At 66.5% G+C, this 24,736-nt stretch carries 23 protein-coding genes, 2 pseudogenes and 1 riboswitch; of the genes and pseudogenes, 18 read left to right on the top strand and 7 right to left on the bottom strand.

Annotated elements, in window-relative coordinates:
• A pseudogene (locus K343_RS24825) lies at nucleotides 1–443 on the top strand (hypothetical protein); the annotation flags it as partial.
• Between the two features lie 31 nt (nucleotides 444–474).
• Here K343_RS24825 and K343_RS24685 read toward each other — a convergent pair.
• Genes K343_RS24685 through K343_RS0117095 form a run of 3 tightly spaced genes read right to left on the bottom strand, consistent with a single transcriptional unit; the run spans nucleotide 475 to nucleotide 1,747 of the window.
• Nucleotides 475–1,089, bottom strand: a complete 615-nt coding sequence (locus K343_RS24685) for a hypothetical protein (RefSeq protein WP_154662633.1) — start codon at nucleotides 1,087–1,089, stop codon at nucleotides 475–477.
• Nucleotides 1,090–1,149: 60 nt separating this feature from the next.
• A complete protein-coding gene (locus K343_RS0117100) occupies nucleotides 1,150–1,434 on the bottom strand; it encodes a hypothetical protein (RefSeq protein WP_028009102.1) in 285 nt (94 codons plus the stop codon).
• Between the two features lie 28 nt (nucleotides 1,435–1,462).
• Nucleotides 1,463–1,747: a DUF3892 domain-containing protein gene (locus tag K343_RS0117095; RefSeq protein ID WP_028009101.1), complete on the bottom strand. Its 285-nt coding sequence runs from the start codon at nucleotides 1,745–1,747 to the stop codon at nucleotides 1,463–1,465.
• 150 nt (nucleotides 1,748–1,897) lie between these two features.
• Here K343_RS0117095 and K343_RS0117090 point away from each other — a divergent pair, with 150 nt between their 5' ends.
• The 11 genes and pseudogenes from K343_RS0117090 to atzF all read left to right on the top strand — a co-directional run bounded on the left by K343_RS0117090 (nucleotide 1,898) and on the right by atzF (nucleotide 15,336).
• Entirely contained in the window at nucleotides 1,898–2,218 is a 321-nt protein-coding gene (locus tag K343_RS0117090; protein ID WP_028009100.1) for a helix-turn-helix domain-containing protein, read from the top strand.
• Nucleotides 2,208–3,092, top strand: coding sequence for an ImmA/IrrE family metallo-endopeptidase (locus K343_RS24195; RefSeq protein ID WP_211226331.1), 885 nt, complete (start codon nucleotides 2,208–2,210; stop codon nucleotides 3,090–3,092). The genes K343_RS0117090 and K343_RS24195 overlap by 11 nt, the downstream gene beginning before the upstream one ends.
• 430 nt (nucleotides 3,093–3,522) lie before the next feature.
• Nucleotides 3,523–4,431: a LamG-like jellyroll fold domain-containing protein gene (locus K343_RS22700; protein WP_043113040.1), complete on the top strand. Its 909-nt coding sequence runs from the start codon at nucleotides 3,523–3,525 to the stop codon at nucleotides 4,429–4,431.
• Between the two features lie 91 nt (nucleotides 4,432–4,522).
• Entirely contained in the window at nucleotides 4,523–5,434 is a 912-nt protein-coding gene (gene bla / locus K343_RS0117080) for a subclass B3 metallo-beta-lactamase (protein ID WP_028009099.1), read from the top strand.
• A gap of 119 nt (nucleotides 5,435–5,553) precedes the next feature.
• A riboswitch (guanidine-I (ykkC/yxkD leader) is annotated at nucleotides 5,554–5,660 on the top strand.
• Nucleotides 5,661–5,757: 97 nt separating this feature from the next.
• Nucleotides 5,758–6,831, top strand: a complete 1,074-nt coding sequence (locus tag K343_RS0117075; protein ID WP_028009098.1) for a putative urea ABC transporter substrate-binding protein — start codon at nucleotides 5,758–5,760, stop codon at nucleotides 6,829–6,831.
• A gap of 54 nt (nucleotides 6,832–6,885) precedes the next feature.
• On the top strand, nucleotides 6,886–7,704 hold the full coding sequence (locus K343_RS0117070) for an ABC transporter permease (protein ID WP_028009097.1): 819 nt from the start codon (nucleotides 6,886–6,888) through the stop codon (nucleotides 7,702–7,704).
• Nucleotides 7,701–8,528 carry an ABC transporter ATP-binding protein gene (locus K343_RS0117065; RefSeq protein ID WP_028009096.1) on the top strand — a complete coding sequence of 276 codons (828 nt, stop codon included), beginning with the start codon at nucleotides 7,701–7,703 and terminating at the stop codon, nucleotides 8,526–8,528. Before K343_RS0117070 ends, K343_RS0117065 begins: the two co-directional genes overlap by 4 nt.
• A gap of 10 nt (nucleotides 8,529–8,538) precedes the next feature.
• The gene (locus tag K343_RS0117060) at nucleotides 8,539–9,372 is read left to right on the top strand and encodes an urea amidolyase associated protein UAAP1 (RefSeq protein WP_028009095.1); all 834 of its coding nucleotides are present in this window, start codon (nucleotides 8,539–8,541) and stop codon (nucleotides 9,370–9,372) included.
• An 11-nt stretch (nucleotides 9,373–9,383) separates the two neighbouring features.
• Nucleotides 9,384–10,019 carry an urea amidolyase associated protein UAAP2 gene (locus K343_RS0117055; RefSeq protein WP_028009094.1) on the top strand — a complete coding sequence of 212 codons (636 nt, stop codon included), beginning with the start codon at nucleotides 9,384–9,386 and terminating at the stop codon, nucleotides 10,017–10,019.
• 3 nt (nucleotides 10,020–10,022) lie between these two features.
• On the top strand, nucleotides 10,023–13,577 hold the full coding sequence (gene uca / locus K343_RS0117050) for an urea carboxylase (protein WP_028009093.1): 3,555 nt from the start codon (nucleotides 10,023–10,025) through the stop codon (nucleotides 13,575–13,577).
• Nucleotides 13,577–15,336, top strand: a pseudogene (gene atzF / locus K343_RS22695) (allophanate hydrolase). Before uca ends, atzF begins: the two are co-directional and overlap by 1 nt.
• Before the next feature lie 36 nt (nucleotides 15,337–15,372).
• On the opposite strand, the gene K343_RS0117040 reads toward atzF, so the two are convergent.
• Together K343_RS0117040 and K343_RS0117035 are read right to left on the bottom strand one after the other, a co-directional pair.
• Nucleotides 15,373–15,879 (bottom strand): DUF1993 domain-containing protein, encoded by a 507-nt coding sequence (locus K343_RS0117040; RefSeq protein ID WP_028009092.1) that lies wholly within the window; start codon nucleotides 15,877–15,879, stop codon nucleotides 15,373–15,375.
• A gap of 554 nt (nucleotides 15,880–16,433) precedes the next feature.
• Complete coding sequence (locus tag K343_RS0117035; protein WP_028009091.1) at nucleotides 16,434–18,155, bottom strand: potassium/proton antiporter; 1,722 nt, start codon at nucleotides 18,153–18,155, stop codon at nucleotides 16,434–16,436.
• A gap of 164 nt (nucleotides 18,156–18,319) precedes the next feature.
• Here K343_RS0117035 and K343_RS0117030 point away from each other — a divergent pair, with 164 nt between their 5' ends.
• Both K343_RS0117030 and K343_RS23660 read left to right on the top strand, forming a co-directional pair.
• Nucleotides 18,320–18,808 (top strand): c-type cytochrome, encoded by a 489-nt coding sequence (locus K343_RS0117030; RefSeq protein ID WP_028009090.1) that lies wholly within the window; start codon nucleotides 18,320–18,322, stop codon nucleotides 18,806–18,808.
• Between the two features lie 330 nt (nucleotides 18,809–19,138).
• The gene (locus K343_RS23660; protein WP_161628916.1) at nucleotides 19,139–19,882 is read left to right on the top strand and encodes a TorF family putative porin; all 744 of its coding nucleotides are present in this window, start codon (nucleotides 19,139–19,141) and stop codon (nucleotides 19,880–19,882) included.
• A gap of 55 nt (nucleotides 19,883–19,937) precedes the next feature.
• On the opposite strand, the gene K343_RS0117020 is transcribed toward K343_RS23660, so the two are convergent.
• Together K343_RS0117020 and K343_RS0117015 are read right to left on the bottom strand one after the other, a co-directional pair.
• Complete coding sequence (locus K343_RS0117020) at nucleotides 19,938–21,443, bottom strand: YifB family Mg chelatase-like AAA ATPase (protein ID WP_028009089.1); 1,506 nt, start codon at nucleotides 21,441–21,443, stop codon at nucleotides 19,938–19,940.
• Nucleotides 21,444–21,456: 13 nt separating this feature from the next.
• Nucleotides 21,457–21,723, bottom strand: coding sequence for an accessory factor UbiK family protein (locus K343_RS0117015; RefSeq protein WP_028009088.1), 267 nt, complete (start codon nucleotides 21,721–21,723; stop codon nucleotides 21,457–21,459).
• Between the two features lie 228 nt (nucleotides 21,724–21,951).
• Here K343_RS0117015 and glnK point away from each other — a divergent pair, with 228 nt between their 5' ends.
• The 4 genes from glnK to K343_RS0116995 all read left to right on the top strand — a co-directional run bounded on the left by glnK (nucleotide 21,952) and on the right by K343_RS0116995 (nucleotide 24,733).
• Entirely contained in the window at nucleotides 21,952–22,290 is a 339-nt protein-coding gene (glnK, locus tag K343_RS0117010; RefSeq protein ID WP_020650661.1) for a P-II family nitrogen regulator, read from the top strand.
• A gap of 19 nt (nucleotides 22,291–22,309) precedes the next feature.
• On the top strand, nucleotides 22,310–23,749 hold the full coding sequence (locus K343_RS0117005) for an ammonium transporter (RefSeq protein ID WP_043113060.1): 1,440 nt from the start codon (nucleotides 22,310–22,312) through the stop codon (nucleotides 23,747–23,749).
• A 171-nt stretch (nucleotides 23,750–23,920) separates the two neighbouring features.
• A complete protein-coding gene (locus tag K343_RS0117000) occupies nucleotides 23,921–24,259 on the top strand; it encodes a P-II family nitrogen regulator (protein ID WP_028009086.1) in 339 nt (112 codons plus the stop codon).
• Between the two features lie 105 nt (nucleotides 24,260–24,364).
• A complete protein-coding gene (locus K343_RS0116995) occupies nucleotides 24,365–24,733 on the top strand; it encodes a DUF4124 domain-containing protein (protein ID WP_154662632.1) in 369 nt (122 codons plus the stop codon).
• Nucleotides 24,734–24,736: the final 3 nt, after the last annotated feature.

Raw genomic sequence — 24,736 nt, 5'->3', positions numbered from 1 at the left:
TACTTCAACGCGCTGCCAGCACGGCTGGTGGCTTAACCCGGCAGAGCATCACTTATAAATCCGGGAAAGCTGCCCGACAAAGCGGGGCCACTTCTGATGTCACGCTCCCGGTGTGGCGAGTAGGTGAGGGAGTGCTGTTTGCTGCACGCCTTGCTGAAGTCTTCGAGGAAGTCGAGGCAATTGCAGTGGAATGTCGCTTCACGGGGCTTGATGGACGGTACGTTACCAGCATCGATTTCAACCGGGCGGTCTTCAATGACCGTTTCAGCCGTACTGCTGAGGTTACGCTTACCGGCCGGGCAACGCTTGATCAGATTCGGGACAATCTCACGGAGTTCATGCACCAGCTTTTGACGCCGCTTTATGAGCGTTTTGACTTCCTCCCATTGTCATCCGAGCTTGTGGATACAGAATTGGCGCGCCTGCGTGGAGGGCGGTTTTGAGCATTATTAGCTGCGCTTTGTCCCCTGCGCTTTATTTCAGAAAATATGTGGCGGTGAGAACGGCTCCATACGCAGCGCCAATACGCCATGGTGATGTCAGGAATTTTGAAAATGGCGGCGTTGCCGCTAGAGGAGGATTCGCTCTCCTAATCATGATATTTGCTAGTCCAATGGCCACAATAAATACCGCGACAAGGACGTGGATAAAAAGAAGATAAAAGCCATCTTTGACCGTCACCATATTTGCCGATATGGCGTACGCCGTAGTTCCTATCAGGCTGAAAAAGAACGATACAAAGCTGCCGATAACCCACAGAGTAAGGTCGCCTGCGAGACGGCGAATAAAACCTCCCCACAGACTTGCTGCAGAACCATGCCCCCATCTTTCGGGCGACACATGCTCCAGGTCTTTCAGGACTAAAGCTGGAACTGCTAGCAGCAAGGCGGCGATTCCAACCGTATTAAAAAGAGGTGTAAGTTTTTTGGTGGAGCTATTGAAGTACTCGATTGGGTTGAAGCCGATCTCTTTACTTGCGTAGAAGCTAGCCAAGGCGGCAATCACGCCCAAAACTGCGACGCGGAAAAGTAAGTCACGGTGCAGCGCTTCTTTCAAATAGTCATCAAATTTGTTCTTGTCAGTAGTCATGTCTAGAGGTGCCCCTCCTTTTCCGTACCACCTGGCTTCACTCGTCGTCTCCTATGTCGATTAGTGGATAGTGAGGCGTTTGTTGATACTGGCCATGACCTGTTGCCAACTGATGCTTTTGAAGAATGGATGCCAGTTCCGCGGCGCGATGAATTGGTGGCTATGTCCCGTCGGCCAAATCGGGACGACGGTTCCTGCGAGTCCAGCCGTCCGGGCTGCGACCTGCAGACCGGCTACGATCTGTCGCTGCGCCATGCTGGATTTGGACCCGAAAGACGAGGCTAAGGGGACGATGATGAGGTTGACGCCCTGTTCCTTGATGTGGGCGATATCGAATGTAGTCATTTGAACGTTCCTTGGTGAAAGGGCCCGATCAGATCGGGCACTGGGTGAGCGCCAGCAAGTTGTCGTTCCAGATGCCGTCCGCGTACGTGCGGAGATACGGGTCGCGGCCGACCGGCCGCACGACGCCCACGTTGGAGCGTTTGCTGGTATACGGGTCGAGGACGTAGAAGGTATTGGTTTTGTTGTCGATGCTCTCGATGATGGCTTCGCGCGGCCATTGCCAGCCGGCCTTCGGATTACCGACGTGAGTGATGTGCTCGTGCGAGCTCTGTGGATGGGGTTTGGTGATGCAGGTGATTTGACAGTCGGCCATGGGAGGCTCCAGTTAAGAGGATCGGTACGCTACCGTTCGGCACACCGAACGATTGGTTGAAGTTTCTGATCTTCTGAAACGCCTGTCAAGCGGCATATTTTCGTTCGGTATGGTGATATATTCGGGAGCTTCAGAAGCTCAGGAGGAAAAGTGCCTTCACCTCTCGGAGACAAGATTCGCGCCCGCAGGCGCGAAAAAGGGATGAGCCTTGAGGGCTTGGCTGAGGCAACGGAGTCAAGCAAAAGCTACATCTGGGAACTCGAGAATCGGGATGTGCCGAATCCCTCGGCCGACAAGATTGCCCGCATCGCGGTGGCGCTTGAGGTGACCACTGAGTATCTGCTGGATACAGCGCAGACTACGCCTGATCAGAAAGTGGTGGATGAGGCTTTTTATCGCAAGTATCGGGCAATGCCCGATGAAACGAAGAAGCGGCTTCGTCGAATCCTCGATAGCTGGGATGACGACTGAATCCTTAACGCCAATGGCTGAGGCGAATCGCCTTTCGGCCATGTTGAACCTCGTTCTCAAATCTGAGAGCGAGCGTTTCCCTGTCGACGTCAAAAGCCTCGCGCTGGAGTGCTCCAAGAACCGCTTCCCGGGCGATCCGATCACTAAGATTGAAGGCCATGATCTGCCCGGCTTTGAGGGGATGCTGTCGCCGAACGCGGCGCGCACGAAGTGGAAGATCGTGTACAACGACAGCCAGCGTTCTTCCGGACGAATCCGGTTTACGCTCGCGCACGAGTTCGGGCACTACCTGCTGCATCGAAATCGACAGGACAAGTTCATGTGCAGTGATCTGGACATGAACGACTGGGATTCGAATGAGCGACAGATTGAATCGGATGCGGATACTTTTGCCTCAACCCTGTTAATGCCGCTGGATGATTTCCGGCGACAGGTGTCTGGCGAGAAGATTTCATTCGACCTAATTGACCACTGCGCGAACCGTTACGGTGTGTCGCGGACCGCAGCGGCACTGAAGTGGATTGAAATCGCTCCGAAGCGCGCAATCCTGCTAGCGTCGCGAGATGACCATCTGTTGTGGGCGCGATCGAATAAAGCGGCATATAAATCCGGGCGGTATTTTGCGACGCGCAAGCAAGCCATTGAGGTTCCTGCCGGATCAATTGCACACTCGTGTCGCCGATCTGAATCGCTGCTCCAACAGTCCGCCAGTGCGCGCCTGTGGTTCCCGGCAGAGCCGGAAGCTATGCCGATAACAGAGCTAATCCATTCATCAGGACAGTACGACTACACGCTCACACTGCTACTGATGCCAGACGCAGAATGGCGCTATGACACTGGCAGAATGGCATGGCAAGGGCGGCAAGCGCGTTAGCAAGCGCGTCCGACTCGGAGAAGGCGGAATTCCGCCATTGGCCCGGGCATGTTCCTATGCATTGGCCGCCGCGCACAGTGAGTGCGGCAGTCAACGGCTAACGGTCAATCACTATGACTTATTGAATCAATAGGATATTTCTGCTATCCAGCAGTTCTGATTTTCATCCTCCCGCGCGCGCCAGATCGCTGCATCGTCCCGCCTCGCCTCATCGGCGCTGCGCGGGATGTGATTCCTCTTCGTGGATTCGCAGGGCGGCGGCCTCGGGCCCGCCGCCCTCGCGTCATCCTCGGCTCCCGCATCGCACCGCAAACCGGCCCCGGCAACGCGCGCTGCCGTACAGAGCGCGTGCACGCATCGCGCTATACGTTCTCGCCGGCCCGCTTCCCGGGTCGTTCACGGAGCGAGGAGCGTGAAAATCTTCCGGGTTGTGCTGCTCGGTCTGCTGCTTGCCAGCGGGCCGGCCCGCGCTTCGGTGGACTTCGCCGCCGGCAGTCTTTACCGCACGGCCGGGGTTCCGGCGTGGAGCGCGCAGGCGGGCACGTTCACGATCATGCTCTGGGTGTATGCCCCGTCGGCCCGCGGCATGAACAATTTCTTCAGCGCTGACGACGGCGGCGCGTTCGGCGTCTACGTGAACATCGGCACGGCCGATGACAGTCCGACCGGGCCGTACTTCCTGACGCGCAACGGCGAATGGCATTTCAACCGCGACGGCAGCTATACCGCCAACCCGGCCCAGAGCTTCGACGTCAGTCTCGGCTGGACGTTTCTGGCCGTCAGTTTCACGCCGGGCGGGGCCACCGATCTCTACGCCTGGCAGGCCGGCGTCAATGGCGACGCGCTCGTGCACGTGCCGGTGCGCGACAGCGCGTCCTCGATCGCCGGTACCGGTGCGGTCAGCACCTTCGTGCTCGGCGACGAGAGCAACTTCGTCGAGGGCTGCCGCTGCCTGATGGGGCCGGTCTACGTCTACGACGGCATTGCGCTGAGCCAGACGCAGATCGATGCGCAGCGGCAGCAGCTCGCGCCGCTGCTGAGCGCGCATCTGATTGCGTATTCGACGTTTCTCGACAGCGCCGCGCTGGCGGCCGACGCAAGCGGGACGGCGGACTGGTCGGTGCACGGCATCGTGCGCCTGAGCGGCGACGATCCTCCGCCCGCCGCTGCTGGCGGCGGTGAATCGACCGGCGGCGCGACGACCGGGGCGTCGGCGGGCGGCTCGATCGCGGGGAGCGGAGGCGGTGCAGCCACGGGCGGCGCTGGCGGGGCACTGGCGGCCGATGCGCTGCTGATCCTGCTCGGCATCGGCGCGCTGCGGCGGCGTTTGCGGCACTGAGGCTCGGAAACCCTGGTTTGCGTTGCCCAGTTTGCGTCGCCGTCGAGGTTTGCGAGAATCGCCCGCACCGCCCCCTGACGATCGCACCCCCATGTCTTTGCTGACCGCTCCACCGGCGCTGGGCCGCGCTGCCATGCTGGCCGTCGCGGTCCTCGGCCTCGCGCCGGCCTTTGCCGACGACAGCTGCGAGATCTGCATGCGCTGGAACGAACCGGTCGATCCGTTCCGCATCTACGGCGACACCTACTACGTCGGCGCCAAGGGCCTCAGCAGCATTCTCATCACTTCGCCGCAGGGGCATGTGCTGATCGACGGCGGCCTGCCGGAGACGGCGCCGCTGATCGCCGGCAATATCGTCGCGCTCGGCTTCAAGTTCGAGGACGTCAAGCTGATCCTCAACTCGCACGCGCACTACGACCACGCCGGCGGCCTCGCCGAGCTGGCGCGCGAGAGTCGCGCGCAGGTGGTGATGAGCCCGTGGAGCGCCAATGTGCTGCGCAGCGGCCAGTCCGGCCCGTCCGATCCGCAGTACGGCGAGCTGCCGCGCTTCCCGTCGTGGTCGCATCCGCAGACGGTCAACGACGGCGAGACGCTGAAGCTCGGACCGATCCGCATCACCGCGCACGCGACCGGCGGGCACACGCCGGGCGGCCTGAGCTGGACCTGGCAATCCTGCGAGAAGGCCGGCTGTCTGAACTTCGTCTACGCCGATAGCCTGACGCCGATCGCCGCGCCCGGCTTCCGCTTCTCCCACAACAAGACCTATCCGGGCGTGCTCGGCGACTTCGAGCACAGCTACGCAGTGCTCGACGGCCTCGATTGCGATGTGCTGCTGACGCCCCATCCTGATGCATCGGCGTTCTGGCAGCGTCGCGAAGCACAGGAAGCGGGCGAGCCCGGCAATCCATACGTCGACCGCGAGGCCTGCCACAACTACGTCGCGATCGCCCGGCTGGCGCTCGAAAAGCGCCTGGCACAGGAGCAGGCCGGCGTCGCCGAGTAGCGACAAGTCACTGATCGGTAAGGGGGAGCGAGGGCAGTAAAGGCTGCGTCGCGGTTCTGGCACGGACTCGCCGATGCGCGGTCCGCGGCAGCTGGCATGCCGCTTGCTCCAGAAGTCCCTGAGTTGGTGGCTAGGGTTCCGGCGTGCCAGATTGGTGCGCGTCAGGTCCGAGAGCTGCCAGCCGGGTGTGATGCCCGGCGCACGGCGGGATAAAAGCCCGGGAGACCTCGACGGCCAGAGTCTGGCGTACGTTCGAGCGCTCCATTTCCGAACTCCGCCCGGTCCTCGCCGTCTGCATCGGCCACCATCTGAGGATCGTCACCATGAAACGCATCATCCAGCTCGCCGGCGCTGTCTTCGCTGCAGCCGTGCTCGCCTCGACGTTCAGCGCGCCGGCCCAGGCCGCGCCGAAGAAGGAATTCGATATCGCCTGGTCGATCTACGTCGGCTGGATGCCGTGGCCGTACGCGGAGCAGTCCGGCATCGTCAAGAAGTGGGCCGACAAGTACGGCATCAAGATCAAGATCACGCAGATCAACGACTACGTCGAGTCGATCAACCAGTACACCGCCGGCAAGTTCGACGGCGTGACGATGACCAACATGGACGCGCTGACGATCCCCGCCGCCGGCGGCGTCGACACCACGGCGCTGATCATCGGCGACTACTCGAACGGCAATGACGGCATCGTGCTGAAGAAGGGCAAGACGCTGGCCGACATCAAGGGCCAGAAGGTCAACCTCGTCGAGCTGTCGGTTTCGCACTACCTGCTGGCGCGCGGGCTGTCGACGGTCGGCCTGTCCGAGAAGGACATCAAGACGGTCAACACCTCCGACGCCGACATCGTCTCGGCGTTCCAGGCCAAGGACACGACCGCGGTCGTCGCCTGGAATCCGCAGCTGGCGACGATCAAGGCCGAGCCGGGCGCGACGCTGGTGTTCGATTCGACCAAGGTGCCGGGCGAGATCATCGACACGCTGTCGGTCAACACGCAGACGCTGAAGGACAATCCGGCGCTCGGCAAGGCGCTGGTCGGCATCTGGTACGAGACGATCGCGCAGCTGCAGGACCCGGGCGCGAAGGGCGCGGCCGCGCGTGCGGCGATGGCCAAGCTTGCCGGCTCCTCGCTCGCCAGCTTCGAGGCGCAGCTCAAGTCGACCAAGATGTTCTACACGCCGGCCGAGGCCGCGGCCTTTGCCAAGGACGCGCAGCTGCAGAAGACGATGGAGCTGGTGCGCAGCTTCTCGTTCGATCACGGCCTGCTCGGCGCCGACGCCGCGAACAAGGATTTCGTCGGCATCGGCTTTGCGTCCGGGGCGACGCTCGGCAGCGCGAAGAACGTCAAGCTGCGCTTCGACGCCGCCTACATGCAGCTCGCCGCCGACGGCAAGCTCTGAGCCGCGCCCGGTCTGCGCCGTGAACCCTCGCTTCCCGAGCCCGGAGCCCGCGCGATGCGTCGCCTGATGAACATCGCGCCGCAGCGCGGCAGCCGCTGGCTGCTGGCGCTGCTGCCATTTCTGCTGCTCGCGATGATCTACGCCGTCGCCTCGGCCGACCGCCGCGCTGCCAATCCGGGCGACAAGGTGCTGCCGCCGGTGTCGGCGATGGTCGACGCCGTGCAGCGCGCGCTGCAGCCGGACCGCCGCAGCGGCGAACGCGTGTTCTGGAGCGACACCGCGATCAGCCTCAAGCGACTCGGCGTCGGCCTCGGCGTGTCGGTGGCGATCGGGCTCGCGTTCGGTCTGGCGATCGGCCTGCTGCCGGTCGTCGGCGCGACGTTCTCGCCGCTGATGGCGGTGCTGTCGATGGTGCCGCCGATGGCGATCCTGCCGATCCTGTTCATCGCCTTCGGGCTCGACGAGCTGTCGAAGGTGGTGCTGATCGTCATCGGCGTCGCGCCGGCGCTGGTGCGCGACCTCGCGCTGAAAGTCGGCCAGCTGCCGACCGAGCAGCTGATCAAGGCGCAGACGCTCGGCGCCTCGACCTGGCAGGTGATGCTGCGCGTCGCGCTGCCGCAGGCGATGCCGCGGCTGATCGAGTCGCTGCGCCTGATGCTCGGCCCTGCCTTCCTGTTCCTGATTTCGGCCGAGGCGATCTCGGCCGACGCCGGCCTCGGTTACCGCATCTTCCTCGTGCGCCGCTATCTGGCGATGGACACGATCCTGCCGTATGTCGCCTGGATCACGCTGCTCGCGTATCTGGCCGACGTTGCGCTCGTGCAGCTGTCGAAGCGCGCGTTTCCGTGGGCGCATCTGGAGCGGCGCGCATGAGCGCCATCAGCATTCGCAAGGTCTGGGTCGAGTACGGCGAGCAGATCGTGCTCGAACGCCTCGATCTCGACATCGCCTCCGGCGACTTCGTCGCGATCGTCGGTCCGTCCGGCTGCGGCAAGACCACGTTCCTGCGCCTGCTGCTCGGCCAGGAGCGGCCGACGCGCGGCACGCTGCTGCTCGACGGCGCGCCGCTGCCGGACGAACCGGGGCCCGATCGCGGCGTGGTGTTCCAGCGCTATTCGGTGTTTCCGCATCTGACCGTGCTCGGCAACGTGCTGCTCGGCGGCGAGCTGCAGGCGGCGCCGCTGCTGGCGCGCCTGTTCGGCACCGCGCGGCGGCGTCAGGTCGAGGCGGCGAGCGCGCTGCTCGCCGAGGTCGGCCTCGGCGAACACCTGCACAAATATCCGTCGCAGTTGTCCGGCGGCATGCAGCAGCGGCTCGCGCTCGCGCAGGCGCTGATCATGCGGCCGAAGGTGCTGCTCCTCGACGAGCCGTTCGGCGCGCTCGACCCGGGCATCCGCGCCGAGATTCATGTCGTGCTGCGGCGGCTGTGGAAGGAGACCGGCGTGACCGTGGTGATGGTCACCCACGATCTGCGCGAAGCTTTTTCGCTCGGCACGCGCGTCGTCGTCTTCGACCGCCTGAAGCGGCGCAACGAGGAGCGCACGCGCTACGGCGCGACGATCACGCAGAACATCGAAGTCCGCAAGCGCGATGCGCAAACGGCGCTCGATGCCGATATCCAGAACCAGCTCGGCCGGGACGACCCGGCCCTCGAGGAGCTTTCCGGCCGGGACGACCTGGCATCCGCACAGCAATAAGGAGTCCGACATGGCTGTGTCTGCCGAACCGCAGGCCGGGAAGGCGGCGACGATCGCCGCCAATCGCCGCCGCTACGAAGAACTGAAAGCCGCCGGGCAGGGCAAGGACCTGCCGCTGCCGCCGCCGACGGCGCGCGGTAGCGCGCCGCTCGATCCGGCGCGCGTCATCCACCGCGAGACGATCCCCGGCGGCTGGTACTGGACGGCGCGCCTGGCGCGCGGCCAGGCGCTGCGTCTGCTCAATCCGGCGGCGACGCCGGGCGTGTCGTTCTTCGCGTGGAACGCCGACGACACCAGCGAGCGCTACAACGCCGGTGACACCGTGAAGGTGCAGTGGACCGCGGCGCTGGCCAAGGGTCGTGTGCTGCTGAGCGACATGGGTCGCGTGCTGGCGTCGATCACCGAGGACAGCTGCGCGGCGCACGATGCCCTGCTCGGCGGCAGCAGCGCCGCCAGCAATGCCGCGAAGTACGGCCGCGACGGCCTGCGCAACACGCGCGACAACTTCGTGCTCGCAGCCGGCAAGCTCGGTCTGTCGCGCCGTGATCTCGCGCCGTGCATCAGCTTCTTCTCGCCGGTGGCGACCGATGCCGCAGGCCGCTTCCACTGGCGCGACGGCGTGCTGCAGGCCGGCGACTTCGTCGAGCTGCGCGCCGAAATGAATCTGCTGCTGGTGGTCTCCAACTGTCCGCACCCGCTGGCGCCCGGCGCCTACGCGCCGCAGGCGATCGAGGCGATCGTGCATACGCCACCCGCGGCCGGCGCCGACGATCTCTGCCGCCACGCGAGCGCCGAGGCGCGCCGCGGTTTCGACAACAACGCCCGCTACTACGGCGAAGCCTGAAGGAGAGCGCCATGAACGAGCAAAATCTTGCGCGCGATCCCGCCGCCGCGGTCTACGATCACGTCATTCCGGCGACGCAGCCGTGGTCCGGCGTCGTGCGCCGCGGACAGATCCTGCGCATCGTCGATCTCGAAGGCCAGCAGGCCGTCGACACGCTGTTCTACAACGCCGCCGACTTCTCGGAGCGCTACAGCGCGCAGGACACGCTGCGTGCGCAGAACGCGGCCTACGTTAGCACCGGGACCCGCATCCTCTCGAGCGAGGGGCGCACGATGCTGACGGTGATCGCCGACAGCTGCGGTGCCCACGACACTTCCGCCGGCGCCTGCTCCTGCGAGGCGAACACGGTGCGCTTCGGCGAGCACACGCGCTATATGCACGCCTGCCGCGAGAACTTCCTGATCGAAGTGGCGAAGCACGGCATGGACAAGCGCGACATCGTCGGCAACATCAACTTCTTCATGAACGTGCCGGTCGAGCCGGACGGCCGTCTGGCGATCGTCGACGGCGTGTCGAAGCCCGGCGATTACGTCGAGCTGCGCGCCGAGATGGACGTGCTCTGCGTGATCTCCAACTGTCCGCAGGTCAACAACCCCTGCAACGGTTTCGATCCGACGCCGGTGCGCGTGCTGATCTGGGAATCCTGAGCCGTGTTCAGCAAAGTCCTGATCGCCAATCGCGGCGAGATCGCCGGCCGCGTCGTGCGCACGCTGCGCCGCCTCGGCGTGCGCTCGGTCGCGGTCCACTCCGAAGCGGATCGTTATACCTTGCCGGTGCTGGCCGCCGACGAGGCGGTGGCGCTGGGCGGCAACGCGGCGCGCGAGAGCTACCTGAACGTCGACGCCATCGTCGCCGCCTGTCTGGCGAGCGGTGCCGAGGCCGTGCATCCGGGCTACGGCTTTCTGAGCGAGAACGCCGCATTCGCCGAGCGGCTGGCGCAGCACGGCATCCGCTTCATCGGTCCGCGGCCGGAGCACCTGCGCGGTTTCGGTCTCAAGCACACGGCGCGTGAACTGGCGCGGCAGAGCGGCGTGCCGTTGCTGCCCGGCAGCGGACTGCTCGCCGACGTCGACACCGCGCTCGCCGAAGCGGAACGCATCGCTTATCCGGTGATGCTGAAGAGCACGGCGGGTGGTGGCGGCATCGGCATGCAGCTTTGCCATACGCCGGACGAGTTGCGCAGCCGCTTCGAGGCGGTGCAGCGCATGGCCGGCGCGAGTTTCGGCGACGCGCGCGTCTATCTGGAGCGCTACGTCGAAACCGCGCGCCACGTCGAGGTGCAGATCTTCGGCGACGGCCGCGGCCGCGTCGTCGCGCTCGGCGAACGCGACTGCTCGCTGCAGCGGCGCAACCAGAAAGTCGTCGAGGAAACGCCGGCGCCGGGGCTGTCCGATGCGTTGCGCGCGCGGCTGCACGCCGCGGCGCGCGCGCTCGGCGAGGCGGTGCAGTACGAATCGGCCGGCACGGTGGAGTTCATCTACGATGTCGCGCGCGAGGACTTCTACTTTCTCGAGGTCAACACGCGCCTGCAGGTCGAGCATCCGGTCACCGAAAGCGTCTACGGCGTCGATCTCGTCGAGTGGATGCTGCGTCAGGCCGCCGGCGAGTTCGAGCTGCCGGCGCAGTCCGCGCTGAGGCCGCGCGGCGCGTCGATCGAGGTGCGCCTCTACGCCGAGAACCCGCAGCGCGATTTCCGGCCGTCGACGGGCTTGCTGACCGAGGTGCGCTTCCCGGACGACGTGCGCGTCGACGGCTGGATCGAAACCGGCAGCGAGGTGACGCCGTATTACGACCCGATGCTGGCCAAGCTGATCATCCACGCCGCCGACCGCGACGCCGCGATCGCGCAACTCGGCGCGGCGCTGGCGCAGACGCGTGTCTACGGCATCGAAACCAATCTCGACTATCTGCGCCAGGTCGTCGCCGGCGCGGCCTTCACGAGCGGCGCGGTGGCGACGCGGGTGCTCAAGGACTTCGTCTATCGCGCGCGCAGCATCGAGGTGCTGGCGCCCGGCGCGCAGAGCAGCCTGCAGGATGCGCCGGGGCGGCTCGGCTACTGGGACGTCGGCATCCCGCCGTCCGGGCCGATGGACGCGCGTTCGTTCGCGCTCGCCAATCGCGCGGTCGGCAACGCGCCGGGTACGGCGGCGCTCGAATGCACGATGAGCGGGCCGACGCTGCGCTTTCACGACGATGCGCTGATCGCGCTCGCCGGCGCCGACATGCCGGCGACGCTCGACGGCGTGCCGGTGCCGTACTACGAGCCGGTCGCGGTCGCCGCCGGCCAGACGCTGACGCTCGGCACCATCGCCGGCGCCGGCCAGCGCACGTATCTGGCGGTGCGCGGCGGCTTCGACGCGCCGCTGTATCTGGGTTCGCGCGCGGCCTTCGCGCTCGGCGGCTTCGGCGGTCACGCGACCGGCGTGCTGAAAGCGGGCGACACGCTGCATGTCTCGTCCGCGACGTCCGCACTCGCCGGTGCGCCGGCCGCGATCGCCGACGCCGAGCGTCCGTCGCTGGCGCGGCACTGGCAACTCGCGGTCCGCTACGGCCCGCACGGTGCGCCGGACTTCTTCACCGACGACGACATCGCCGAGCTGTTCTCGGCCGAATACGAAGTTCATTTCAACAGCGCCCGCACCGGCGTGCGCCTGATCGGTCCGCGACCGCGCTGGGCGCGCGCCGACGGCGGCGAGGCCGGCCTGCATCCGTCGAACATTCACGACAACGCCTACGCGATCGGCGCGATCGACTTCACCGGCGACATGCCGATCATCCTCGGCCCGGACGGCCCGAGCCTCGGCGGTTTCGTCTGCCCGGCGGTGGTGACGCGCGAAGATCTCTGGAAGCTGGGCCAGCTCAAGCCGGGTGATCGCCTGCGCTTCGTGCCGGCCGACGAGCCTGCGGGCGATGCATCGCCGATGATCGCGGCTGCGTCGCCCGGCGCGCTGCGCGCGCCCGGCTCGCCGATCGTCGGCCGTCGCGACGATGGGCCGGTGCCGGTCGTGTATCGCCGCGCCGGCGACGACAATCTGCTGGTCGAATACGGCCCGATGGTGCTCGATATCGCGCTGCGCCTGCGCGTGCACCTGCTGATGCAGGCGGTGCGCGAGCGCAGGCTGCCGGGCCTGATCGATCTGACGCCGGGTATCCGCTCGCTGCAGATTCACTACGACAGCCGCGTGCTGAAGCGCGCGACGCTGCTCGGCGTGCTGGCCGAGATCGAGGGTGCGCTGCCGGCGGCCGAAGCGGTCGTCGTGCCGAGCCGCATCGTGCACCTGCCGCTGTCGTGGAACGATCCCTCGGTACGCCTGGCGATGCGCAAGTACCAGGAGCTGGTGCGGCCGAACGCGCCATGGTGCCCGGACAACATCGAATTCATCCGCCGCATCAACGGCCTCGATGCGCGCGACGACGTGCAGCGCATCGTCTTCGATGCGAGCTATCTGGTGCTGGGGCTCGGCGACGTTTACCTCGGCGCGCCGGTGGCGACGCCGGTCGATCCGCGGCATCGCCTGGTGACGACCAAGTACAACCCGGCGCGCACCTGGACGCCGGAGAACGCGGTCGGCATCGGCGGCGCCTATCTGTGCGTCTACGGCATGGAGGGGCCAGGTGGCTACCAGCTGTTCGGCCGCACCTTGCAGATGTGGAACCGCTGGAAGAAGACCGAGGCGTTCGAGCAGCCGTGGCTGCTGCGCTTCTTCGACCAGATCCGCTTCCATCCGGTCAGCGAGGCGGAGCTGGCCGAGGCGCGCGAGGCGTTCCCGCACGGTCGTTATCCGCTGCGCATCGAGCCGACGCAGTTCTCCTACGCCGAGTACGCGCGCTTTCTGGCCGAGCATGCCGACGGCATCGCGACTTTCAAGACGCGCCAGCAGGCCGCGTTCGAAGCCGAGCGCGCCGACTGGAAGGCACGCGGGCTCGACAGCTTCGCGGTCGACGATGGCGCGCCGGCCGTCGCCGAGGAGGCGCTGCCGCAGGGCTGCGTCGGCGTCGCCTCGCACGTCACCGGCAGCGTCTGGAAACTGCTCGCGGCAGCCGGCGATCGCGTCGAGCCCGGCCAGCCGCTGCTGATCGTCGAGTCGATGAAAATGGAAATGGAAATCTGCGCGGTTGAGGGCGGCCGCGTGCGCGAACTGCGCTGCCAGACCGGTCGCACGGTGCAATCCGGCCAGCTGGTCGCCGTCATCGAGGCCGTCTGATGTTCGACGTACGACTCGATATCGCCGGCCTGCAGCACCGCTACGCGGGCGGCGCCGCGACGCCGCTCGACCTCGTCGACGAGGTGCTGCGGCGCTGCGCGGCCTATGACGACCCGGCGGTGTGGATCAGCCGCACTGCGCCGGAGGAGCTGCGCGCGCAGGCGCGGGCGCTGATGGCGAACGGTCCGCGCGACGACCAGCCGCTCTGGGGCATTCCGTTCGCCGTCAAGGACAACATCGACTGCGCCGGTCTCGACACCACGGCGGCCTGCCCGGCCTACGCTTACCGGCCGGACGAGGACGCGACCGTCGTCGCGCGCCTGCGCGCCGCCGGCGCGCTGGTGGTCGGCAAGACCAATCTCGATCAGTTCGCGACCGGCCTCAACGGCACGCGCTCGCCGTACGGCGCGCCGCGTTCGGTGTTCGATCGCCGCTACGTTTCCGGCGGCTCCAGTTCCGGCTCGGCGGTTGCCGTCGCGGCGGGGCTCGTCAGCTTCGCGCTCGGTACCGACACCGCCGGCTCGGGGCGCGTGCCGGCGGCGTTCAACGGTCTCGTCGGCCTCAAGCCGACACGCGGCTGGCTCAGCACGCAGGGCGTCGTGCCGGCCTGCCGCAGTCTCGACTGCGTGTCGGTGTTTGCGCACGAGGTCGACGACGCCTGGACGGTCGCCGCGATCGCCGGCGGCTTCGATGCGCGCGATGCGTACTCGCGGCCGGCGGCATTTGCGGCGGCGATGCCGGAGGCGCCGCGCATCGGTGTGCCGCGCGAGCCGCAGTTCTTCGGCGATCGCGCCGCCGCCGCGGCCTACGCCCGCGCCTGCGCGCGTGCGCAGCAGCTGGGCGCGACGCTGCTGCCGCTCGATTTCGCGCCGCTGCACGAAGTCGCCGCGCTGCTCTACGACGGCCCCTGGGTCGCCGAGCGGTTGGCGGCGATCGAGGATTTCCTGCGCGATCACGCCGAGGCCCTGCATCCGGTGGTGCGCGCGATCGTCGAGCAGGGGCGCGGCTTCAGCGCGGTTGACGTGTTCCGCGCCGAGTACCGGCGCCGCGCCTTGCAGCTGCGGGCCGATGTCTTGATGGCCGGCGTCGACGCGCTGCTGGTGCCGAGCGCGCCATCGATCTACACCGTTGCCGAGCTGGAAGCCGATCCGATCCGGCTGAACAGCCGGCTCGGCACCTATACCAATTTCGTCAACCTGCTCGACTGGTCGGCGCTGGCCCTGCCGGCCGCGCGGCGCGAGGACGGCCTGCCGTTCGGCGTCACGCTGATCGGTCCGGCCTGGGCCGATCGCGCGCTGGCGGCGTTCGGACGGCGCTGGCAGGCGAGCTTCGCGGAGATTGCTGCATGAACGATGTTGCTGCGGTCCCTGCCGACTGCGTGCGCCTGGCCGTGGTCGGCGCGCACCTGCGCGGCATGCCGCTGAATTGCGAGCTGACGGAGCGCGGCGCGACGTTCGTCGAAACCGTGACGACGTCGGCCGACTACCGCCTGTATGCGCTCGCCGGGACGCAGCCGCCGAAGCCAGGACTGGCCCGGACCGGCGACGGCGCGCCGATCGAGGTCGAGCTGTGGGATGTGCCGCTCGCGACCTTCGGCTCGTTCGTGGCCGGCATTCCACCGCCGCTCGGTATCGGTACGCTGACGCTGGCCGACGGGCGTCAGGTCAAGGGCTTCATCTGCGAAGCCTGGGCGCTCGCCGACGCGCGCGACATCACCGTCTACGGCGGCTGGCGCGCCTACCGTGCCGCGGCCGGCTGAGGCCGGCGCGCGGCGCGACCGGCCTCGTCGGAGAGCCTAGCTGCGGCCGAGGAAGTCGGGCTTGCCGATCTCGACGCCGTTGTGGCGCAGCAGGTTGTACGCCGTCGTTACGTGAAAGTAGAAGTTGGGCAGCGCGAAATGCAGCAGGTAGGCGCGGCCGTCGAAATTCAGCGCGCCGCTGCGCAGCTGCAGCGTGATCGGCCGCTCTTCGCTGCCGTCGATCTGCGACGGCTGCAGCGTCTGCAGGAAGGTCAGCGTCTTGTCGATGCGGCCGATCAGCTCCGGGATCGTGCGTTCGCTGTCCTCGAACTTCGGCGGCTCGATACCGGCCAGCCGCGCGGCACAGCCCTTGGCGTTGTCGGTGGCGATCTGTACCTGCCGGGACAGCGGGAACATGTCCGGGAACAGGCGGCTGTCGGGCAGCGCCGTGCCGTCGAACTTGCGGGCTTCGGCGTAGGCCGCGCCTTTCTCGAGGAGAAGACGCAGATTGCCGAGCATGCGGATGAAGACCGGGACCGAAGCCTGGTACATCGAGAGCGTCATGGCGGATTTCCGTGATCGGGTTGGCAGTCGCGGCATTCTAGCGGCGGCAATAGGGGGCGTAAGCGCCTGCCAATGGCATGGAATCTGCTCTTTTCGTTACCCAAAACGGCTTTGCTTGCCTGTCGGCGATGCAGCAGGGGGCGATGGGGACGGCCTGAAAATTCGTCCGATCGCATTATTGACTTAGACGTCAGTCAACTCTATACTGCACCGCAACATGATTCAGCAATGAAAAACCCGGCAAGCCGGGAGCATTGCCGGGTCAGATCAGTCTCCTCCAGAAAGGCCATGCGCCTTTCTCGCACTTTGCCCTCCGGTACCCCGGGGGGCTTCTTTTTTGGCGCAGCCTTTACCGCATTGCCAGGGCCGCTATATGCGTGTCTCCCGGCGCTCTCTCCCCAGAAAAACCAGTGGCGCACGATGGTGCGCCACAGGCCCTAAGTTCATTAGCTTGGGCCGATTGTGCAAAGGTTTCGGCTTGATTACAAGCGCTGGCGCCCCATTGTGAGTCGCGATAGCGCTAACAATGCGTCGTTCTCGCGCAATGCACCGGCTCAGCTCGGCAGGCGCAATCCGATCAGCGTCGGACGATCGCCGTCGACGGCCTTGATGACGAGCTGGACTTCGCCGAGTCGCAGGCGATCGCCGACGACCGGATGCGGCAGATGCATTTGCAGGAGTTCCGAGACGGTCTTGTCGGCGGCATGCTCCGGAATCGGCAGGCCGTAGCTCTGGCACAGTGCCTCGACCGGCGCGTCGGCGTTGACGGTGAACTCGCCGAAGTATCGGCGCGTGAGCGGTTCGGCCGGTTTGTGCAGCGCCTCGAACAGGCGGTCGAGAGCGTCGAGCTGGCTCTGCGCCGTGAGCAGCGACACGTAGTCATGCGCCTGCAGCGCACCCCACTCGCGATAGTGCAGGACGCGCCCGCCGCGGGCGATGCAAATGATGCGCGAGACGTCCGGGATCGGCAGATCTTTGTGGCGCATGCCGATCAGCTTGCTGTGCTCGGGAATCCGGTAGCTGACCACCTCGTAGCCGCGCTGGCCGGGCAGGTCGATGTCGACGCGGTGCACGCGCGCCGCGGTTTTCGGCACCTGCAGCCCGAGCAGGCGCGCGATCGGGGCAACGCTCGCGCCCTGCACGATCAGCGACACCAGCACGATGAAGAAGGCGATGTTGAAGAACAGTTGTGCGTTCTGAAGGCCGGCGAGCCACGGGTAGGTCGCCAGCACGATCGGGACCGAGCCGCGCAGGCCGACCCAGGCGATATACAGCTGCTCGCGCCACGGAAAGCGGAACGGCGCCAGACTGATGAAGACGGCGGCCGGGCGCGCGACCAGCAGCAGCGCCGCCGATACCAGCAAGCCGGGTAGCGCGACCTCGGCCAGTTGCCGCGGCGAGGCGAGCAGGCCGAGGATCACGAACATGCCGATCTGCGCCATCCAGGCGATGCCGTCATGGAAACGGCGAATGCTGGCGGCGGCGCGCAGCGAGCGGTTGCCGAGGAAAATGCCGGCGAGGTAGACCGCGAGAAAGCCGCTGCCGCCGATCAGGCCGGTGAGGCCGAAGATGGTCAGGCCACCGAACAGCGCCAGCAGCGGATACATCGAATCGCCGAGGCGCAGACGGTTGAGTCCGCGGATCAGCAGCCAGCCGCCGGCGTAGCCGCAGGCGGCGCCGGCCAGCATCTGCCAGGCCAGCATGCGCAGGGCGTCGATGAAGCCGAAGCTCTCCGGCGATTGCAGATAGGCGATCGTCGCCAGCGTCAGGAAGATCGCCATCGGGTCGTTGGTGCCGGATTCGATTTCGAGCGCCGAGGCGACGCGCTCGTTGAGCGCGAGCGCGCTCGAGCCGAGCAGCGAGAACACTGCGGCAGCGTCGGTCGAGGCGACGATTGCGCCGATCAGAAAACCTTCGGCAGGCGAGAGTCGCAGCAGCCAGTGACAGACCGCGGCGGTGATGCCGGCCGTCAGCAGCACGCCGACGCTGGCCAGTGTCAGTGCCGGCCGCAGGCCGGTGCGAAAGCTGTCGAGGCGCGTGCGCAATCCGCCGTCGAACAGAACGACCGCCAATGCCGCTGTCGCGGCGAGGTTGGCGAGCGCGTAGTTCTGGAACTGGATGCCGCCCGGACCGTCTTCGCCGGCCAGCATGCCGACGATCAGGAAGACCAGCAGCAAGGGCATGCCCAGTCGCGGCGTGATGACCGTCGCCAGGATGCTGACGAGGAACAGCAGCGCGGCCAGCAGGATGAGATGGCTGGAAGTGTCGAAGCCCATGATCGCGAAGTGTAAGCATCGCCGATGCCTTCGGTACGTGCGCTGTGTCGGCCATGGCAGGCGCGGCGCGATAAGACGGGGCGGCGACCCGCTGGCCGCTGCACTCGGCGCACCGCTATACTCCGGCGTCAAAATCCCGGTCGACACAAGATAAGGAGACGTCAGTGGCGCACAAGAACCACGACCAGGTGTTCTTCATCAACTTCGGCAAAGTGCTCGGTGCCCTGTTCGGCATCTTCTTCATCTGCATCTTCGCCGCCCGCCTGCTCGACAAGGGCGACGAGCATGCCGATCCCGCTGCGCAGGCGCGCATCGAGGAGCAGATCAAGCCGGTTGCCACCGTGGTCACCGATCCGGCGGCGCTGCTCAAGGTCGCCGCCGCCGCGCAGGCGGAACGCGCGCCGATGAGCGGCGAGCAGATCTACGCCAGGGTCTGTACCGGTTGCCACGCCGCCGGCGTGCTCAACGCGCCCAAGGTCGGCGACAAGCTGGCCTGGGGCGAGCGGCTCAAGGCGCAGGGTGGGGTCGACGGCATCGTGCAGAAAGCGATCTCCGGTCTGAACCAGATGCCGCCGCGCGGCGGTGATACCTCGCTCAGCGACGACGAAATCAAGAGCGCTGTCGAATTCATGCTGAAGCAGACCGGCCTGTGAAGTGCCGGGGCCTGAGTGATCGGGAATCGAAACGCCGCCTTCGGGCGGCGTTTTCGTTTGTGGCGGGGTGGGGCGAATGGCGCCGGTGAATGCACCGATACGGTGCGTGCCATCTGGGTAATATTCCCCAGGTTCGCGCCGGATGTCCCCATTTCGGACCTCAGTATTGCGGCTAGATGAATGTTGTCATGGGGGAAATTGACAATTGACGTCCGGCCAAAAAGGTGCGTGGCATGGGCTTTGCGTTGCTGCCATGGGGCCGCAGCAACGCTGCTGCGGAACATCTATCCACTTGGGAAGAGGCTTTACATGGAATTCAAGCGTTCAGTGTTGGGCGCCGTTCTTGTCGGCGCGGCGGCGTTCTCGGGCAGCGCGTTCGCCGGCGTGACGGGGAACGTCGGTGCGGTCAGCGAATACATGTTCCGCGGCGTGTCGCAGGGCAGCGGCGCCGCCATTCAGGGCGGTATCGACTACGCACATGATTCCGGCGTCTACGTCGGCCTCTGGGGTTCGAATGTCGACTGGGGTGTCGGCGGCGCGGAAACCGACGTCTACGCCGGCTATGCGACCAAGTTCGGCGACGTCGGCCTCGATATCGGCGGTATCTACTACTACTACGCGGAATACAAGGAAGACACCTACGGCGCGGACGGCATCAACCCGAACACCTTCGAAGCCTACGTGAAGGTTTCGTACGGCCCGCTCGCCCTGCAGTACTACTACAGCCCGCACTATTTCGGCGGCGAGGAAGCGAACGGCGACAACCTGAGCGACTCCTACATCGCGCTGGTCGGCGCTTTCCCGATCACCGATTCGGTGAACCTGAACGTCAGCGTTGGCGACACGATCAGCAGCGACGACGTCTGGGTGACCAAGAGCGATGGCTCGGCCAAGAAGTCGTACGTCGACTACAGCCTGGGCGTCAGCAAGACGATCGATGAGACGCTCACGGCGAGCTTCTCGGTCATCGGCAGCACGCTCAAGTTCGACAATGACGAGACTGATCCGACGAACAAGCTCGAGAGCGACAAGCCGAAGTTCGTCATCGGCATCAAGAAGACCTTCGCACTGTAAGCAAGCGAGTCTTTCCAGCGTGAAGAAGGGCCGCCTTGCGCGGCCCTTCTTCGTTTCAGCGCGTGGCCATGCTGCGGTAGCGCAAGGCTTCGCCGATGTGCCCGGCGCTGACCGCGGATTGCGCGGCAAGGTCGGCGATCGTGCGTGCGACCTTGAGCGTGCGATGGTAGGCGCGCGCCGACAGGTGGAGGCGCTGCAGGGCCTGCTGCAGCAGCGCCGCTCCGTCCGCGTCCGGCCGGGCCCAGCGCTCCAGTTCCTGCAGGCCCAGCTGCGCGTTCGGCACGCCCTGGCGGTCGAGCTGGCGCTGTCGCGCGGCGCAGACGCGTTGCCGGACCGCGACGCTCGGCTCTTCCGGGGTGCGCGCGGCCCCGCCGAGCAGTTCCTCACGCGCGACGCGGGGCACGAACAGCTGCAGGTCGATGCGGTCGAGCAGCGGCCCCGAGATGCGCGCGCGATAGCGCGCCACCTGGTCCGGCGTGCAGCGACATTCGCCGTCCGTGTCGCCGAGATAGCCGCAAGGGCAGGGATTCATCGCCGCGACCAGCTGGAAGCGCGCCGGGAAATCCGCCTGCCGTGCGGCGCGCGAGATCGTGATCGCGCCGCGCTCCAGCGGCTCGCGCAGGACTTCGAGCACGTCGCGATCGAACTCCGGCAGTTCGTCGAGGAACAGCACGCCATGGTGAGCCAGGGTGATCTCGCCGGGGCGCGGTTGTGTGCCGCCGCCGACCAGCGCGGCGCCCGAGGCGGTGTGGTGCGGGGCGCGGTACGGCCGGCGGCCCCAGTCACGCGGGTCGAAGCCCTTGCCGATCGAGGCGACCGCGGCGACTTCGAGCGCTTCGTCGTCGCCGAGCGGCGGCAGGATGCCGGGCAGGCGTTGCGCGAGCATCGACTTGCCGCCGCCCGGCGGGCCGCTCATCAACAGCGAATGCGCTCCGGCCGCGGCGATTTCGAGCGCGCGCTTGGCCTGCGCCTGACCGCGTACGTCGGCGAGATCGGCCGCGGGCTCGGCGGGGGCGGCGGCCGGCGGCGTTGCGTCAGCGGTGCGCAGCCGGTTCTCGTGCAGTTCGGCGCAGAGGGTGCCGAGGCGGTCGGCGACGAAGACGCGCGCACCGCGTGCCAGGCTCGCTTCGGCACCGTTGGCTTCGGGCACCAGCAGCGCGCGGCCGGCGCCGGTGGCCTTCAGCGCGGCGGGCAGGGCGCCACGGATCGGGCGGATCTCGCCGGACAGTGACAGTTCACCGAGCGCTTCGAGCGCCGCCAGCGGCTCGGCCGGAATCTGGCCTGACGCGGCGAGGATGCCGAGGGCGATCGCCAGATCGAAGCGCGAACCTTCCTTCGGCAGATCGGCGGGCGTCAGGTTGCAGGTGATGCGCTGCAGCGGGAAGCGATAGCCGCTGTTGACGATCGCGGCGCGGACCCGGTCCTTGGCTTCGCGAACCGAGGCTTCCGGCAGGCCGACGATGCTCAGGCCCGGCAGGCCGGGGGCGAGATGGACCTCGACACCGACCGAATCGGCGGCAAGGCCGTTCTGGGCGCGGGCATGAACCGTGGCGAGCGACATGCCGGCATGCTAGTCAGCCGGCGTCGTGATCGGGGTGCGGTGTTTCACGCTGTTCGAGCGCCTTGATGCGCTTTTCCAGCAGGGCCAGCTTCTTCTGCGTGCGGGCCAGCAGTTCGGCCTGGGTATCGAAGCGCTCGCGCGAGACCAGATCCCACTTTTCCAGATTCGCGCGCAGCACCGCCCGGAAATTGTCCTCGAGCTCGCTGCGTAGCGCGCGCAGTCCGGGCGGCAGGATGCCAGCGAGCTTGGCGGCGAGGTCTTCGATGCGGCGACTTTCCATGGCGGGGGCGAATCCGGGCGAACGCGGGAGTCCCGGATTATGCCTCGGCCTTCGCGCCACCGACTTCCCTGCCGAAGGCTGCGCACCATAATGGGGCGGCACGGAGGCCCGGTGCGCAAATCGGCGCAGTGATTTGCTGGCATGGTCCATGCTTTGAAGGCCGGGGCCGCCGGGGTGATGAGGCTCCCTCGGCGTCAGGACGCTTTCCGACTCAGGAGTGATTCGAACATGAAATTAATCGCAGCCATCATCAAGCCGTTCAAGCTGGACGAGGTGCGCGAAGCACTCTCGGATATCGGCGTGGCTGGCATCACGGTGACGGAGGTCAAAGGCTTCGGCCGCCAGAAAGGCCATACCGAGCTGTACCGCGGTGCCGAGTACGTCGTCGACTTTCTGCCGAAGGTCAAGATCGAAGTGGCGGTGCCGGACGACAAGCTCGACGCGGCGATCGACTCGATCAGCAAGGCCGCTCATACCGGCAAGATCGGCGACGGCAAGATCTTTGTTTACAGCCTGGACCAGGCCATCCGCATCCGCACCGGCGAAACCGGCAAAGACGCTCTCTGAGGGGGAACCAGCAATGACGATGCGCAAAATTTTGGGTGCCGCGCTGCTTGCGGCCATGTTCGGCCTCGCGCCCACGGCGTGGGCGCAGGATGAAACGCCGCCGCCTGCGGCCGAGGCTCCGGCTGCGGAAGCGCCGGCCGCCGAGGCGCCTGCGGCCGAAGCTCCGGCCGCTGAAGCTCCGGCTGCCGAGGAAGCCGCTCCGACGCCGACGCTGAATTCCGGCGACACCGCCTGGATGCTGACCTCGACGGCGCTCGTGCTGTTCATGACGATCCCGGGTCTGGCGCTGTTCTACGCCGGCATGGTGCGGGCCAAGAACGTGCTGTCGCTGATGATGCAGTGCTTCGCGATCACGTCGCTCGTGTCGGTGCTGTGGGTGGTCTATGGCTATAGCTTGGCCTTCGACACCACGGGCATGGAAGCCGGCGTCGTCAACCTCAACAGCTTCGTCGGCGGCTTGGGCAAGGCGTTCCTGTCCGGAACGACGCTTGAGAGCCTGACCGCGGCGGTTCCGGAGTCGGTGTTCGCGACCTTCCAGATGACCTTCGCGATCATCACCCCGGCGCTGATCGTCGGCGCCTTCGCCGAGCGCATGCGCTTCGCCGCGATGCTGGTATTCATCGCCCTCTGGGTGACGATTTGCTACTTCCCGATGGCTCACATGGTGTGGAGCGGCAACGGCGGCCTGCTGTGGGACTGGGGCGTGCTCGACTTCGCCGGCGGCACTGTCGTGCACATCAACGCCGGTATCGCTGGCCTCGTCGCCGCGTTGGTCCTCGGCAAGCGCAAGGGCTACGGCAAGGACGCGATGGCGCCCAACAACATGGGCTACACCGTCATGGGTGCCAGCATGCTGTGGGTCGGCTGGTTCGGCTTCAACGCCGGTTCGGCGGTCGCCGCCAACGGTGCGGCCGGCATGGCCATGTTCGTGACGCAGGTGGCGACGGCGATGGCCGCGCTGTCCTGGATGTTCGCCGAATGGATCTCGCACGGTAAGCCGTCGGTGCTAGGCATCGCGTCGGGTGCGGTTGCGGGCCTCGTCGCCATCACCCCGGCGTCCGGCACGGTCGGCCCGGCCGGCGCGCTGGCCATCGGCCTCGCCGCTGGCGTGATCTGCTTCCTGGCTTCGACCAAGCTCAAGAAGGCGATTGGCTATGACGACTCGCTCGACGTCTTCGGCGTGCACTGCGTGGGCGGCATCGTCGGCGCGATCCTGACCGGCGTGTTCTGCTTCCCGTCGATGGGCGGCGTGTGGTCGCCGACCGAGGGTGCGACGATCGGTAGTCAGCTCTGGATCCAGACCAAGGGTGTGTTGTTCACCCTGATCTACACCGGCGTTCTGACCTTCGTCATCCTCAAGGTCGTCGGCCTGTTCACCAAGCTGCGCGCGACGGACGAGGAAGAGAGCGAAGGCCTCGATATCAGCCAGCACAACGAGCGCGGCTACATTCTTTCGTAAGCGGTTAGACGATTCATCTCCGGTGGGTTGGGGCGGGTCCTTCGGGACTCGCCCCTTTTCTTTGCGCGATGTCGTGCGCGTCTGTCGCGGATGCGCATGATTCTTGCGGAACTGCCGGCAGGCGCGAGCGTGCGCTAAACTCCAAGCCCAACACAGACGCGAGTCCCGACCATGAAAATGCTCATCGCCATCATCAAGCCGTTCAAGCTCGACGCCGTGCGCGAGGCCTTGGCCGACATCGGTGTGCAGGGCATGACGGTCACCGAGGTGCGCGGTTTCGGTCGTCAGAAGGGCCACACCGAGCTGTACCGGGGCGCCGAGTACACCGTCGATCTGCTGCCGAAAGTGAAGATCGAAGTCGCCGTTTCGCCGGAGATGGCCGAGAAGGCTGCCGATGCGATTCTCAAGGCGGCCAAGACCGGCCAGATCGGCGACGGCAAGATTTTCATCTACGACCTGGAGCAGGCGGTGCGCATCCGCACCGGCGAAGCCGGCGTCGACGCGGTCTGAAGGCCTTCCGTCAGCCCGCGGTGCCCGTCGGCGCCGCGGGTTTTTTGCGTCCGCCGCGGCGAGCGGCGAGACTGTGAGTCATCGATCTTGCGGGGGAGGCGGGCAGTGCGCATAGCGGCAGTGGCGATGGGCATCCTGTTCAGCGCGTCGGCGCTGGCGGGGCCGGTATACAAGTGGGTCGATGCCGCGGGGCGCTTTCACTTCAGCGACACGCCGCAGCCGGGCTGGACGCGTGTCGAGGCCGGGCGCGTCAACACCGTCACCGCCGAGGTGCCCGCGGATGAGAGCCAGGGCGAGGCCGAGCGTGCCGCGCAGTGCAAGCAGAAGCAGGACACGCTGGCGAGCTTCCGAAACTCGTCCAAGGTGATCGAGCGCGATGCGCTGGGCAACGAACGCGAGTACACGCCGGAGCAGCGGCAGAAGCTGATCGAGCAGACCGAGCGGCAGGTGCGCGAGGCCTGCGGCGAACCCTGAGCC

This window comes from Solimonas flava DSM 18980 (genome assembly GCF_000426685.1).
Classification (GTDB): Bacteria; Pseudomonadota; Gammaproteobacteria; order Nevskiales; family Nevskiaceae; genus Solimonas; species Solimonas flava.
Note: the sequence above shows the minus strand (reverse complement) of the source record. Positions and strands in the feature narration are given on the sequence as shown.

Bases quoted from the DNA above. Each gene is read 5' to 3' on its own strand.
- K343_RS0117100 (WP_028009102.1), bottom strand. From the start codon at position 1,434: ATGACTACATTCGATATCGCCCACATCAAGGAACAGGGCGTCAACCTC.
- K343_RS24195 (WP_211226331.1), top strand. From the start codon at position 2,208: ATGACGACTGAATCCTTAACGCCAATGGCTGAGGCGAATCGCCTTTCG.
- bla (WP_028009099.1), top strand. From the start codon at position 4,523: ATGTCTTTGCTGACCGCTCCACCGGCGCTGGGCCGCGCTGCCATGCTG.
- K343_RS0117060 (WP_028009095.1), top strand. From the start codon at position 8,539: ATGGCTGTGTCTGCCGAACCGCAGGCCGGGAAGGCGGCGACGATCGCC.
- K343_RS0117020 (WP_028009089.1), bottom strand. From the start codon at position 21,443: ATGTCGCTCGCCACGGTTCATGCCCGCGCCCAGAACGGCCTTGCCGCC.
- glnK (WP_020650661.1), top strand. From the start codon at position 21,952: ATGAAATTAATCGCAGCCATCATCAAGCCGTTCAAGCTGGACGAGGTG.
- K343_RS0117065 (WP_028009096.1), top strand. From the start codon at position 7,701: ATGAGCGCCATCAGCATTCGCAAGGTCTGGGTCGAGTACGGCGAGCAG.
- K343_RS0117000 (WP_028009086.1), top strand. From the start codon at position 23,921: ATGAAAATGCTCATCGCCATCATCAAGCCGTTCAAGCTCGACGCCGTG.
- K343_RS0117095 (WP_028009101.1), bottom strand. From the start codon at position 1,747: ATGGCCGACTGTCAAATCACCTGCATCACCAAACCCCATCCACAGAGC.
- K343_RS0117040 (WP_028009092.1), bottom strand. From the start codon at position 15,879: ATGACGCTCTCGATGTACCAGGCTTCGGTCCCGGTCTTCATCCGCATG.
- K343_RS0117015 (WP_028009088.1), bottom strand. From the start codon at position 21,723: ATGGAAAGTCGCCGCATCGAAGACCTCGCCGCCAAGCTCGCTGGCATC.
- K343_RS0117075 (WP_028009098.1), top strand. From the start codon at position 5,758: ATGAAACGCATCATCCAGCTCGCCGGCGCTGTCTTCGCTGCAGCCGTG.
- K343_RS0117055 (WP_028009094.1), top strand. From the start codon at position 9,384: ATGAACGAGCAAAATCTTGCGCGCGATCCCGCCGCCGCGGTCTACGAT.
- K343_RS0117005 (WP_043113060.1), top strand. From the start codon at position 22,310: ATGCGCAAAATTTTGGGTGCCGCGCTGCTTGCGGCCATGTTCGGCCTC.
- K343_RS0117035 (WP_028009091.1), bottom strand. From the start codon at position 18,155: ATGGGCTTCGACACTTCCAGCCATCTCATCCTGCTGGCCGCGCTGCTG.
- K343_RS24685 (WP_154662633.1), bottom strand. From the start codon at position 1,089: ATGACTACTGACAAGAACAAATTTGATGACTATTTGAAAGAAGCGCTG.
- K343_RS0117070 (WP_028009097.1), top strand. From the start codon at position 6,886: ATGCGTCGCCTGATGAACATCGCGCCGCAGCGCGGCAGCCGCTGGCTG.